Annotated in this window: 8 protein-coding genes; 3 read left to right on the forward strand and 5 right to left on the reverse strand. The window is 52.3% G+C overall.

Features of this window, described 5'->3' with window-relative positions:
- Positions 1–31 precede the first annotated feature (31 nt).
- The 5 genes from Undi14_RS03300 to Undi14_RS03320 form a co-directional block, all read right to left on the reverse strand.
- A complete protein-coding gene (locus tag Undi14_RS03300; protein WP_200177889.1) occupies positions 32–2,839 on the reverse strand; it encodes an Ig-like domain-containing protein in 2,808 nt (935 codons plus the stop codon).
- Between the two features lie 737 nt (positions 2,840–3,576).
- Positions 3,577–7,524, reverse strand: a complete 3,948-nt coding sequence (locus Undi14_RS03305) for an AAA family ATPase (protein WP_200177890.1) — start codon at positions 7,522–7,524, stop codon at positions 3,577–3,579.
- A complete protein-coding gene (locus Undi14_RS03310) occupies positions 7,521–8,771 on the reverse strand; it encodes an exonuclease SbcCD subunit D C-terminal domain-containing protein (RefSeq protein ID WP_200177891.1) in 1,251 nt (416 codons plus the stop codon). Before Undi14_RS03310 ends, Undi14_RS03305 begins: the two co-directional genes overlap by 4 nt.
- Positions 8,772–8,998: 227 nt before the next feature.
- The gene (locus Undi14_RS03315) at positions 8,999–9,931 is read right to left on the reverse strand and encodes a hypothetical protein (RefSeq protein WP_200177892.1); all 933 of its coding nucleotides are present in this window, start codon (positions 9,929–9,931) and stop codon (positions 8,999–9,001) included.
- Between the two features lie 191 nt (positions 9,932–10,122).
- Complete coding sequence (locus Undi14_RS03320; RefSeq protein WP_186896363.1) at positions 10,123–10,857, reverse strand: ribonuclease; 735 nt, start codon at positions 10,855–10,857, stop codon at positions 10,123–10,125.
- 635 nt (positions 10,858–11,492) lie between these two features.
- On the opposite strand from Undi14_RS03320, the gene Undi14_RS03325 reads away from it, so the two are divergent.
- The 3 genes from Undi14_RS03325 to Undi14_RS03335 all read left to right on the forward strand — a co-directional run bounded on the left by Undi14_RS03325 (position 11,493) and on the right by Undi14_RS03335 (position 14,071).
- On the forward strand, positions 11,493–12,923 hold the full coding sequence (locus tag Undi14_RS03325; protein ID WP_200177893.1) for a sodium:solute symporter family protein: 1,431 nt from the start codon (positions 11,493–11,495) through the stop codon (positions 12,921–12,923).
- Positions 12,924–13,087: 164 nt separating this feature from the next.
- Positions 13,088–13,408 (forward strand): FmdB family zinc ribbon protein, encoded by a 321-nt coding sequence (locus Undi14_RS03330; RefSeq protein WP_200177894.1) that lies wholly within the window; start codon positions 13,088–13,090, stop codon positions 13,406–13,408.
- 54 nt (positions 13,409–13,462) lie between these two features.
- Positions 13,463–14,071: a DUF502 domain-containing protein gene (locus Undi14_RS03335; RefSeq protein WP_186896366.1), complete on the forward strand. Its 609-nt coding sequence runs from the start codon at positions 13,463–13,465 to the stop codon at positions 14,069–14,071.
- Positions 14,072–14,099 lie beyond the last annotated feature (28 nt).

The raw sequence follows: 14,099 nt of genomic DNA on the forward strand, positions 1-14,099 counted from the left end.
TTCCACCCCTTCCTTATATAGAGATAAACAACTAGCGCGAAATCACGTTATTTTTGAGTGTGACCGCGCTACCAGATAAGACGCGTCCATTTTGCAACGTTGCTGTATCACCTAAGGTAATCGCGGCGGACTGCGCCATGATTGTTCCTTTGAATACGCTGTTAGCGCCAAGTGTCGTAGGACCCAGCGGTACCCAGAACACATTGTCAGCAGTGGCCCCTGCATTCAACGCCACGATAGAATTTGCAGTGCTGTTGAGCGTGGAGGCGGTGCGGAAGATATACAGCCCGGATCCATTCATATTGAACGTACCTGTGATCGTAATAGCACCTGCATAGCAATACACTCCGGGTGCCAATGTCTGACCACCCAAGTCAATCCCACCGGGAGAGCTGACATCACATGGGCGGCTGTTGGCATCAGTGATCGCTATTTGCAAGTCGGCCAGTGCTGTGGTGAGAATTGCCCCTGATTTGTAGTTGGTAAATCCAGCTGTCTGCACAGGATCAACGGTTTGTGATGGCGATCCGACATCGCCTGTAACCAGGGTAATTCCGCCGGCGTTATTGGTAATGGAGGTACCTGCCAGCACCGCAAAGTTGGTTGCACCGCCGAGGTTAATACCCGGCGCAACCGCGTTTACCGTATAGCTCGTCATTGCACTATTTCCTCCCTGAGTGGCAGAAATATTCGTCACGCCTGCAGCGAGAGCGGATGCCTGACCTGACGGTAAAATAGTCGCTACCGAAGTCACGCTCGAGAGCCATGTCGCTGTCGCTGTAATATTGCTTGTGGTACCGTTTGAATAATTGCCGATAGCATTAAACTGCTGCAATGAACCGACCAGCCCTGTCGGATTGATTGGCGTGATATTAATGCCGGTCAGGGTAATTGCTGGTGTTACCGTTAAGGTCGCACTCCCTGATTTTCCACCGAGGCTTGCTGCAATTACTGAAGAACCACCAGATACGCCGCTGCTAATACCGCCCGGCAAGACTGTTGCAACAGCTGGGTTGGCGGATGACCAGACAGCGATATTGCTGATATCGACTAATGAACCATCAGAATACGTCGCGGTTGCCACAAATGTCTGAGTGGCAGCGATGGCGATAGTCGCTGCGGCCGGTGTGACCGCAATTGATGTCAGCGTCGCTGCCGGCAGCACGGTGAGTACAGCTGTTCCTGATTTCGATCCGGATATGGCGATGATCGCAGTTGTGCCTAGCGATACGCCAGTAGCCACACCTGTTGGCGAGACGGTTGCGATTGCACTTGTACCAGAAGCCCAGGTCACGCTATTGGTAATATCGGCGCTGACACCATTCGAGTAAACGCCTGTTGCGATAAAACTCTGTTTGCCGCCGATGGCAACAGATGAGGTAGCGGGAGTGACGTTAATCAAGCTCAGTATCGGGCCTGCCTGCACGGTTAATGTGGCTGTACCTGATTTGCCGCTGGATGTCGCCGTAATGACCGACGTCCCGCTGGCAATGCCACTGGCAATACCGGTCGAGACGATCGTTGCAACAGACGTTGTACCGGAAGACCATGTCACCGTATTGGTAATATTGTTGCTGGTGCCATCGGAATAATTGCCAGTGGCAATGTAGGCTTGTGTCGCTCCAATCGCGATACTGGCCGATGGAGGCGTTACCGTGATCGAACTCAGCGTTGCCGCTGGCGTTACAACCGTCAGCACTGCCGTACCGGAAAGACTGCCAAGAGTTGCTGTGATCGTTGAGGTACCACCCGACAAACCGTTTGCAGCACCACCAGGTAGCACAATCGCAACGCTGGCTGTTCCTGAAGTCCATTTAACGCTGCTGCTGATATCGGCACTACTGCCATCAGTATAGTTTCCTGTCGCAATAAATTGTTTTACGCTTCCGGTCGCGATACTTGCCGTCGGAGGCGTCACGACAATTGAAGATAGTGTTGCCGAACTGACTGTTACTGTCGTTGTGGCAGATTTTCCAAACACAGTGCCAGTCATCAGTGAGGAACCTGCTGCAACAGCCGTGACCAGTCCATTTGTTGAAATGAGGCTAGCTATTGTCGGAGCCGCAGAGGTAAAGCTGGTGAGAGCTGTTACGTTGTTGCTCGTACCATCCGTATAACTTGCCGTCATCGTTAATTGCTGTGTCGTTGAAATTTTCAAAATCGGATTTACCGGCGTCATCGCAATCGATAAAAGTACTGCTGGTGTGACAGTCAATACAGTCGATCCGGTTTTCGTACCAGACGTTGCTGCAATCACAGAATTTCCTGCGATCACACCAGCGGCAAGTCCTGAATTAGTGATCGTAGCGATGTTCTGGGATGCTGAAGTGAATGTTGAAATCGCCGAGATGTCGCTCGTTGTGCCATCAGAAAAAGTGCCCATCGCAGTGAATTGTTGTTTAGCCGCGATAGGAATTGATGGATTCACAGGTAAAACTTTAATCGATAACAATGACGCCGGAGACACTGTCAGAGTCGCTGATCCAAGTTTGCCACCGAAGCTGGCCGTGATCACTGCAGTGCCACCGATTACGCCGCTGGCAACTCCGGAGGTCGCGTTAACGGTAGCGACAGTTGTAGTGCCAGAGGACCAGGCTGAGGCGGCAGTCACATCTTGTGACGCGCCATCACTATATGTTGCCGTCGCCAGAAATTTCTGAACACCACCGATGGGTATCGTTGCTGTAACCGGGCTGACTGTAATGGTGGATAACGTCGCAGCAGGCAAGCCTAAAATCGGGTCACGCCCTCCGCCTCCGCCGCAGCCGGCGACTAACGTTGTAATTAGCATGGCAAATAAGCACGCAAGCGGCTTCAGATAACGCTTTAGTATATTCATTTTCTTCCCCTATTTTCGGTTAAATCAAGTGCCTGAAAGTGTCGTTATTCCGTGCGTTGAATATCAGTAATGCGACGGTGTATTCGTAACTTTTTTTTGTTTATAAGAACGTTTTCTTTCACATACATCTGGCCTGCGGTTCTGCTTATTAATTGCATCAGCTCTTTTCTTATCCTCTTTTGGGAAGGCAATTTATGTACGTTGTCACACATAAGAAAAAATAAAAATTATTCAAACAACGTATAGCTTCGAGGACAAGCGGCGATGCAAATACAAACAGCGCAGACGTTTTCTTCTGTGGAGTAAATGAACAAGAGGAAGCCAGCTTCAGAACTGAAGCGACTCTCAGTGAATTGAGGCAGTGTTGTTAAACAGATGAGTGAGTAGCGATGTGATGTTACGGGCGTCACATCAGATGTGAGGGCGGGACTTGGCTTTTATGTCTCGTATTCAGTGGCGGGGAAGTAATGTAGGAATCAGGAGCGGAAGGTCGGCATAAAGCGTCGTTTCCGCTGATCATTGTTATCGTTTTATGGAGATAGACTTGCTCGCTATTTGATAAAAATACGCATCTCTATCAATTTTGTTACTCTATTCTCAGCCCTTGCTGCTGAGATGGCGTCAGCCTGAATGAGTGTCAATAACGAGAAAGAGTTTTAGCGAGAGAGCGTCGTTCAGAGTGGTGCGGCAATAGTTACTGACTGTGGCATAGATACCATCTTCTAACAGGCGACTTGCTATACCACTTCCACCAAACTCCGTCCTCCCGCCGTTCTTTGCACCATGATTTTCGTTGCGATGCGTTCGGTCATTTCCTGTACGTGCGAGATGACGCCGACTTTGCGACCCTGGGCTTGCAGGCTGTCTAAGGAATCCATTGCGACTCTGAGGGTATCGGCGTCGAGGCTGCCGAAACCTTCGTCGATGAACAGCGATTCGACTTTTACGCGGTTGCTCGACAGCGATGCCAGACCGAGTGCGAGGGCGAGTGAAACGAGGAAAGATTCGCCGCCGGACAGCGAATGTACAGAGCGGTTTTCGTCGCCCATATCCTGATCAATCACCATCAGGCCTAAGCTGTCGCGTATGCGTTGCAGACGGTAACGCCGCGCCAGCTGATGGAGATGTTGATTGGCGTAAGCGAGCAGCACATCGAGTGTGTATTGCTGCGCATAATTGCGGAATTTCTTGCCGTCCTGCGAACCGATCAGGTCGTTGAGCTGCGCCCAGATGCGCTGGCGGTTTTGTTGCTGCTGCATTTCCTGCAGCAGATCGGCGGACTGCTGGCGACGTGCATCGTCCTGTGCTTGGGCAAGCTGATGTTGACCCAGATGCTGTTGCGCTTGCTGACGCTCGCTATGCAGGGTGTGCAGGCGTTGTTGCAAACGGGTGACGTGTGCCGCATTGCTGCTATCTTCTTCTGCGGCTTGTTCTGCCAACGGAGCGTTGTCGTCAACGCTGTTGCTGGTTGCTGTGGTGTTGTCGCTATCTTCGGTGTCAGCAACATCTGGCTGTGGCAACGCTGGTGGTCGCTGTAATTGATGGGCACTGCTTTGCTGGCGGCGTTCCTGCAACACCGTGGCCGCTTGCTGACGCGCATTGGCAATCGCTTGCAGTGCGCTGCGTTCGGCGCTGATCCATGCATTGTCATGCTCCAGCAGCGTGCGCAACTGCGCTTCGGTGAGGATGCTGCCGCTATTGGCATCGTCATCGCTATGATCACTTTCGGCCTCGCTGTGCTTGGCGTTGGCAGCCTTTGCATTGTAGTGCGACAGCCATGCAGTCAGTTGCGTTTGTGCGTTGATGGCTTCCTGTTGATGCTGGCTGCACCGTGCTTGTGCCTGGGCGAGTGCTTCGGTGCTGCGGCTTAGTTGCTGCTGGCTGGCGCTGGCGGCGATCGTGTGCTGTGCCAACTGGTCTTTTGCTGCTTGTATGGCATTGGCGAAACGCGCGCTGATAGCCGCCACGGCTTCACCCTGAAACAGCGTGCGGCGTTGCTGTTGTTTATCGCTGAGCGCGCGCTCGCTGTTGCTGAGTGCCAGCGCAATACCTTGCTGATCGTCGCTTGCCTTTTGCTGCTGAATGCGGCTGTTTTCCAGGCTGATATTCAGCGTTGCAATGCCAAGTTCAGCTTGCTGATGCGTTTGCTGCTGCTGTTGCCAGGCGAGGGCATTCTGTTTGCACTGCTGCTGGAAGGCGATGGTGGATGTATGCCAGTGATCGCGCCAGGAGACTTGCGCATCGTTGCCGTCTTCACTAACGACATCCGTGACGGCAAAAGCGGTATCAAGCTCATTCAATATGTCGTCAAGGCGGGTGCGGCTGTGTATCGCCTGTTCCGTGTTAGTCGCACGCTCTGCGACGGTGTTCGCCAGGGCGTTCAGAGCGATGCTGTGCGCTTCTTTTGAACTGATATATAACTGATGCCCCTTATCCCATGCGGCTTGTGCGGCATCTTTGGCCTGCAGGGCTTGATAATAAACGGCCTCGCTTTTTTGTATTTCTGCGATATGAATGTGAAGGGCTTGCTGCTGTTGTTCCAGTGATTGCCATGTTTGCAGATAAGGTAATTCATCAGATGCGGCGAACGCAAACATGGCGTGTTGTTGCCACTGCGCCTGCTGGTGTGCGATCTGCTCGTGCAGGGTACTGAGTTCCTGCTGAAGTTGTGCAAGCTGCTGGCTGTATTGAGTGGCCAGTGTGTGGTGGTGGCTGGCTTGTTCGCGGGTGAGTTGTTCTTGTTGACGGCAATCCTGCACCTGCGCTTGCAGTTGCGTGAGCAGCGCATGCAGTTGCGGATTGCTGTCGGTCTGTGCATACGGATGCGCCGTCGCGCCGCACACAGGGCAGGGCGCTTCGTCCTGTAATTGCGCACGCAGATTTTCTACATTGTCGGCGCAGGCTGCTTCTGCGCTTCTGAGTGCGCGTTCCGCTTGCTGCAAAGCGGCGCTGAATGCCGGCAAGGTCGTGCTCGCTTGCACGCTGGCGGTTTGTGCTGCAGAGATCGCCAGTCGCGCCTGATCTGCTTGTGTCTGCAACTGATGCAGACGCGCATCACGTTCCTGCAACTGTGCCAATAATTGCATGCCGCTGCTGAGTTGTTCGCGTTTTTCTTCCGCGCTTTGTTTGTCGCGACGGAGTGCGTCGATATCGATCAACGCGAATGCCTGCGCGGTTTGCTGGCGTTGCTGATCAGCGGCAGCCAGCGCCTCTTCTGCATTGTGCAGGCTAGCTGCGTGTTGCGCTGCCTGCGCTTGCTGCGCCGCCTGTTTTGCATCCAGTGCGAGGATATTGGCCTGATAGCGTTCGTGGTCGGCGCGGGCGACGGCGGCTTGGGATAACAAGGTATCCCATTTATCCCAATGTTCAGCGAGCAAACGTAGCGTGGCATGTTGTTGCAACCATTGCGCCGAGTTCGCCAGACGCTTTTGCAGCTGCATGAGTTCGTTGTGCTTACTTTCAACTGTCGTGTTGGCGTCACTGCATGCGAGATCAGCTTGCTCTTTACTTTGCTGTAAAGCCTGATGCGCAGGCAGCATAATTTCTATGCTGGCATCCAGCGCTTTTGCCTGATCAAGCAAGACAGCAGCGGCAACTTGTTCCTGTTCTCGGTTTTGCAATTCGTTTTGCGCGAGAAGGAACGCTGCCTGCGCTTGTTGTTGCACCTGTTGTGCCTGCAGCAGTTGATGCTGCGCATCTTCTATCGTCACCTGATCTTGCACAATCTCGCGTTGCAGACGGGTGATATCGGCGACCAGCGGGCGGGCGCTTTGCACCTGATCAAGCTGTTCCAGCAAGCGCTGGCGCGGCATGCTGGCGGCAGACTCCTGCTCGCGTTCCTGCAAATCGGATAGCGCGGCTTGCTCGCTTTGCGCGAATTTTTCAGCATCCTGATGCCAGCGCAGATGCAGTTCAATCGCAGCGCTGTGGGCATTCAGTTTTTCCAGTGTTGTTTGTGCGGCGGTGATCTGCTGTTCCAGAGACGCGCGTTCTTCATCGCTCAATGGCTGATTGTCGGTCAGGCGACTTTGAAAACGTTCCAGTGCTTCGCGTTCGTCTTTGGCACGCTGAAAAGCGCGTTTCGACAGCACAGAATAAATGTCGCTGCCGGTGAGTGTTTCGAGTAATTCACCACGCTCGTTATCATCGGCTTTCAGGAAGCTGGAAAATTCATTTTGTGCGAGCAGAACAGCGCGCGTGAATTGTTCAAATTTGAGTCCTATGCGTTTGACGATTTCGTCTTTGACTTCCGTTTTTTTTCCGCCGATCGCCAGCATTTCTGGCAATTGATGCAGCGTCATCGTGGTTGGTTGCAAGCTGCCATTAGCCTTGTTGCGCGAACGGCGCACGCTCCAGCGCGCACGATAGCGGATGCCATCGTTGCCAGTGAAATCCACCTCGGCATAACCTTCGCCAGTGCCACGGCGCAGCAGGTTGCCGGTGTCTTGTTGCGAGATCAGTTCTTTCCCGTCCGGCAGGGTTTTGTTACCACCGGCTTTCACCAGACGCGGCGTGTTTTCATACAAGGCCATGCAGAGCGCATCGAGCAGCGTGCTTTTACCCGCACCAGTGGCACCGCTGATGGCGAATAAACCCGAGGAACGCAAGGGTTCCTGTTCAAAATCGATGACAAATTCCCCGGCCAGTGAGGCCAGATTTTTACCCCGGAGTGCCAGAATTTTCATGCCTGCACCTCCGGTGTTGCCAGCATTAATTCAGCAAAGGCCGCGCTGATTTCCGGTGGTGTTCCACTCTGATTTTCATCACCGAATTTACTTTGATACAGACGATCAAAGATTTGATCCGGATGCAGGCGTTCCAGCTCGGCTAGTGCAACATCGGATGTTGCACTGACGTCTCTTTGCGCAAAGCTGGTGTCGATTTTAGCGAGCCGCACGGGTTTGCCTTCGATGGCCTGTTCTATCGCTGCGCGCAAACCGGGTTCCGGTGTGTTCAGCCGCACGCGCACTTCCAGAAACGGCATACGTTCGGCGGGTGTATCGTGCGGGATATCCAGCGCGGTCAGTGCCACCAGCACTTGCGCCAGCGGTGCTGGTTTTTCAGGCACGCGCAATAAGGCGACTGCACGCGGCACATACAGCGGCGTGATCGCGCTGACCTGATTTTCCTGCAGATCGACGCGTAATACCTGATGGCGATAATCCACTTCAGCGAACGACAAGGGCAGCGGGCTGCCGCAATAACGCAAGTGTTCCTGTTTACCGATTTTTTGTGCCAGATGCAAATGCCCCAGCGCTGCGTAAGCGACGTTGCTGTCAAAAATAGTCGCCGATAAAGCTTCGGTGCCGCCGATAACGATACGGCGTTCGGATTCTTCAGAAATTTCACCGCCCACCATATGGCAATGACCCAGCGCGATGATGGCTTGCTGCGGCTCGCGTATGTCGATGGCGTGTTGCAAGACCTGACGATACAACAGCGCAATACCTTCCATATACGGATCATTGGCCTGTTCTATGCGCGGCACATCACCCGGGCGCAGGAAGGGAATGGCCATGCACCATGCGGCAATATCGCCCTGCGCATTTTTCAGCGGCACCAGCAACGATGCGATGTCGATGCTGCCATCGGCAAGACGCGGCACGAAACCGATCACAGTCACACCGAGACTATCGAGTAAAGGAGCAGGTGCTTCAAGACGCCCCGGCGAATCATGGTTGCCCGCAATGATGATGATCTGTAATTGCGGCAGGCGGGTTTTGCCTTGCTGCAGAAAACGGTAAAACTGCTTTTGGGCGGCGGCAGATGGATTCGCAGTATCGAAAATATCGCCGCAAATCAGCAAGGCATCGGCTTGCTCGCTGACCAGTGTGTCGCTCAGCCAGTCGAGAAAAGCCTGATGTTCAACACTGCGGTCAAATTGATGCAGAGTCTGGCCGAGATGCCAGTCGGAAGTATGAATGATGCGCAAGGGAAGCCTTTTAATGCGGTAGCGGTGCGATGTCAATCTGCCCGGGTTGCCATGTTGCGGTGGCTTTCCAAAGCGCGGCGGACATCGCTGTGCGTTTAAATGTATAGCGATGACTTTACCAGAGCTGCTTGTAAAGTGGCGGACGAGATGGCAGAAAACCTGACGATGAATGCCCTATATTTTATGCGCTTCACAGACCAAAAATGGCTGGAAACGCGCATATTAATTCAGGGATTCAGCAGCGTTTGCAGATCCGGGTGCGGTGCTTGCAACTCTTTGAGGATGCGGGCGCTGTCGCTTAATAATTGCTGGCGTTGTCTGTCGCCGCCAGCATCATGCGGAAATGCCGCTAGTAATCGTTCACGGATATTTCCTTCGCAGACGCCGCTGTACGCGCATTGCTCAGTCGCCTGCAGGCTGTCTGCAGCACATGGATAGCCGAGCTGGCAGGCCGCCAGCGTGAATGCCTGCGCGCGTATACTGAGTGCTGCCTGTTGTTCTTCATCGAGGCTATTGCTGCGCAGATAGGCGTTGACAAAGCCGCGCAAGGATTCCAGCGCCTGCGGGTTACGCGTCGCTAAGGCAGTGTTGGCCGCTTGCATGGAGGCAACGTACTGCTCTTGCTGCAGCAATTGACTTGCGCGTTCGCCCGCTGTTCTGACCATGCCGTCGGACCAATGCGCTTGCTGTATCTGTTGCTGTTGCCGTATCTCATCCGTAGAGAGTTGATCGAAATTTTTGCAGCGTTCTGTCAATTGCTTATATGCGATTTTTTGTGGCGTGTTATCCGCCAGTGATTGCATTTGTTGGCGCAGAGTATCGCCACCGGTGCCTGCAAAATTCGGCAGGCAGGTGCGCCAGGCACGATAAGCCAGTTGCTGGCGTGCGGCATCCTGCGCATTTTTGTTTTGTTCAAAAATCGCGCGTAAATCTTTGCTTTGTTCCAGCGGGTCAGCAATGACGGTATTTGTCGTCAGCGTTTCGGTGAGGTGCGTATCGTTCAGGTGATTGCTGTCGCCACTTGGTGCCGATGAACTGCCGTGCATGACTAATCTGATCGGCGCATGATCGCTGTCGCCAGAATTTTGTGTGGCGAACACCAGCATCAGCACGACGCTGCTGAGAAATAAAGAGAATGCCAGCAATTGTTTGTGGGACATGAAATGACTGTCGATGGCGGATTGATGTTGTATTGATGTTTTGATTGGTGTTCTGTGAAGCGGCTATCCGTCATGCAAGCGGATAGCCGTTTTTATTTTTGACCTGCGTTGCGTACTGCGTCACCGTAAATTTTTCGATCTACGATAATTCGACCATGACGAATGTCGTCAGCAGCGCAACTCTATAGTCATTATGGTTTAGCGATAAAAATATTGGTGCTTGGGCAGGTGCCAGCAACATTCGCATTCGTGACCAGCGATGTTGATGCCGGGAATTGGCTCAGATTATTTTTATTCAGATTGACCCAGACTTCAGTCAGATAGCTGACGCCGTTGGTTTTGGTACATTTCAGCGACACTGCGGATGAGCCGCTGCTGCCGAATGATGTATTCGCGGCTGCCAGCAATTGCGAGCGCGACAAAGTTTTGCCGATGTTATTCGCGATCAGCGTGTTCAGCGCGGTTTGACCCAGACGATTGCTCAGGCTGCTGGCATCGCCCCAGTAGTTGTCGGCTGTTTTGGTGCTGCAGCTACCATGTTTGAACCATTCATGTTTGTCGAGACAGGATTGCACGCCTGGCATATAAGTGCTCAGCACCGACAAGGTGGAACTGCTGGCGCCGTAAGAATCCATGCTGCACCAGGCGCTGCTGGCATCCAGATCGATATCTTTTTGCGGAACATTGCAATATTGTGGATGGTTGCCATCGTAGGCATTTGGCCACAAGCCATGCAGAGACAGATGCGTGGCAGCGTAAGTGCCTTTCAGATTCTGGCATTCTGGTTTGCTGCTGTGGGTGACGCAAAAGCCAGGCTGCCAGGACGCAGCAAGTAAAACGAAGTCATACGATTGCGCTTGCGCCGCAACGCTGACCAGCATAGAAACACATATAGCGACTGACGCCTTGATAAGTTTAGACAACATAGATTTTCCCTGAGGTTAATGTTTATTTGTTTTTAAAGCGAAAATACACTGAGATGCCAGTGAGGTGAAAACGCATCGCTGAGACATGAATGCGCCGGATTTATCGCCAGTGCGGCGACTTGAGAAAGTTACCGTCAGGATATGACGGCAATGTGACAAATTTGCAATTTAAATATAACAACGATGAGCGCTTGCACCCATCAAGCTATTTGGTGTGGCAAATGTTGTTTTATGACGATTTCTGCGAGATTGTTGAACTGTTGCCGTTGTGATGGCGACGCTGTTCGCAGTCATAGTCTGTCTACGGGCGGCGTTTTCTGTCGAAACCAGCAAAAAAAAGGCAGCCTTATCAGGCTGCCGAATGGATGTTTAATCCGAGGGGAGACGTTCACATGTCTGACGCGCACTATATATGCTGAGTGTTACGTGGGTATGACAGTTATGATTCGAACTGTATGCACGCATACCGCTGCAAAGCTTGAATGTACGTGCAGATCATCGCGGTGATGCCGGAAACTGATGATTTTCTCTATATAAATAGTGATTATTCACTGTATATTCTCATTCCTATGTCTTTATAATGCCCGCTCAAAATTCGCGGGTTTTTTTATTGGTTTCCTGACACACGCAACTTCATGAATACACTTATCTGGTTCGTTATCCTGTATTGGGTTATCTCGGTTGGCATAGGCCTGTATGCGGCGCGCTATGTGAATAACTCTAAGGACTTTGCTGTTGCCGGACGCTCTTTGCCGATGTACGTGGTGACTGCCACTGTATTCGCGACCTGGTTCGGGTCTGAGGCGGTGCTGGGCATCTCTTCCACTTTCGTCAAAGAAGGCTTAAAAGGCGTGGTGGCAGATCCGTTTGGTTCCTCTTTGTGTCTGGTGCTGGTCGGGTTGTTTTTTGCCAAACCGCTGTACCGCATGAATCTGCTGACGATAGGCGACTATTACCGGAATAAATTTGGACGCACAGTCGAAATTCTGGTCACTTTGTGTATCGTGATTTCTTATCTGGGCTGGGTTGCGGCGCAGATCAAGGCGCTGGGGCTGGTGTTTAACGTGGTTTCAGGTGGCTACATAGCCATGGAAACCGGCATGATCATTGGTGCAGCCAGCGTGCTGATTTATACGCTGATGGGCGGTATGTGGTCGGTGGCGATTACCGATTTTCTGCAAATGATCATTATCGTGGTCGGCATGGTCTACATAGGCTGGGAAGTTTCCGGCATGGTGGGCGGTGCAGGCGTTGTGATCGAACATGCGGCAGCGGCAGGTAAATTTGAATTCTGGCCATCGCCGACAGCGCGGGAAATGCTGTGGTTTTTTGCCGCATGGATCACGATGATGCTGGGGTCAATACCGCAGCAGGACGTTTTCCAGCGCGTAGCCTCATCGAAAAACGAAAAAATTGCAGGTAACGCATCGATACTCGGCGGCATTTTGTATTTTTGCTTTGCGTTTATTCCTATGTTTCTCGCGTATTCCGCCACGCTGATCGACCCTGGCATGGTGAATAGTCTGATCGATAAAGATTCGCAGTTGATCTTACCGACGCTGATCATGAATAAAGTGCCGATGCTGGCACAGGTGATGTTTTTCGGCGCTTTGTTGTCGGCGATTAAGAGCTGCGCCAGTGCGACCTTGCTGGCACCATCGGTTACTTTTTCAGAAAATATACTGAAGCCATTTTTCCCTCAACAGTCAGATAAACAGTTCCTGCTGATGATGCGGATCGTGGTACTGGTATTTACCGCAATCGTGACTATCTTTGCCATGAATACCGAGTCCAGCATTTATAAGATGGTGGAAAATGCTTACAAAGTGACGCTGGTGGCTGCGTTTGTACCGCTGGCATTTGGTTTGTACTGGAAACGGGCAACGGCGCAGGGCGGGCTGGTATCGATTATTTTCGGCATTACTTGCTGGGTTGCGCTGGAATTGACCGCGCCGGAAGGTTTCTGGCCGCCGCAACTGGTCGGCGTGTTGATGAGCATGGCGGGAATGATCGTCGGTTCGCTGCTGCCACAATATAAGGGGCGGGCGAAAACGTCATTGCGCTGATTTCCAGCTTGTGGCGGCGCTTTTTGTCCGTCTCAGCGATGTCGCCAGCCAGTGACGTGGGCAGGCTCAGCGCTACTGCGCACACCGCATGTTGATGCAATGCGCAAATTTCAGTTGAAAACCTTTATAATTCAGGGTTTTATCAGTTTTTTTAGGGCGAGAGTATGCCGATTTACGCTTACCGTTGTGAAGAGTGTGGTTTTGCCAAAGATGTATTGCAAAAGATTTCCGATGCACCGCTGACAGATTGCCCTTCTTGTGGCAAAGCATCATTTAAGAAACAAGTCACTGCCGCTGGCTTTCAGCTCAAAGGCTCGGGCTGGTATGTTACTGATTTCCGTGGTGGTTCCGGTGGTTCTGCGGGAACCTCAGCACCGGCTGTGCCGACAGATGGCGGTAGTGCCGCAGGAAGCGCCCCAACGGCGACAGAATCATCGGCCACACCAGCAGCACCGGCTGCGGCCAGCGACAAGACATCGACCTGATCGTTGTCAACGATGCACATGAAACACTACTTAGACTGAGCTTGACTGAACACTATGCGTAAATACTTTATTACCGGTTTGCTGATTCTGGTTCCTCTGGGTATCACCTTCTGGGTGTTGCACGCCATTATCACGACCATGGATCAGTCTTTGCTGCTGCTGCCGGAGCAATGGCGGCCTGAAGTGGTGTTTGGTACCAAGGTGCCCGGCCTCGGTGCCTTACTGACAGTGTTGATTGTTTTTGTGACAGGCTTGCTGACACGAAATTTCATCGGTAATTATGTTGTGCGTATCTGGGAAGGCTTGCTGAACCGGATTCCGATTGTGAATTCGATTTATTCCAGCGTTAAACAGGTTTCCGATACCTTGTTTTCGTCATCCGGCAATGCTTTCCGTAAAGCCGTGTTGATCGAATATCCGCGCCGTGATTGCTGGACCATCGGTTTTCTGACTGGTGTGCCTGGCGGCGATGTGGTCAATCATCTGCAAGGTGATTTTGTCAGCGTGTATGTGCCGACAACGCCGAACCCGACCTCAGGTTTTTTCCTGATGGTGCCGAAGGCGGATGCGATAGAGTTGGATATGAGTGTCGATGCGGCGCTCAAATATATTGTTTCCATGGGCGTGGTGGCTCCCGAGCATCTCCCCACCGAGAAGAAATAAAGATCTTGCAGCCACAAGCTGTCGCTTG

The sequence above is a fragment of the Undibacterium sp. 14-3-2 genome (assembly GCF_016595265.1).
GTDB classification, from domain to species: Bacteria; Pseudomonadota; Gammaproteobacteria; order Burkholderiales; family Burkholderiaceae_D; genus Undibacterium; species Undibacterium aquatile.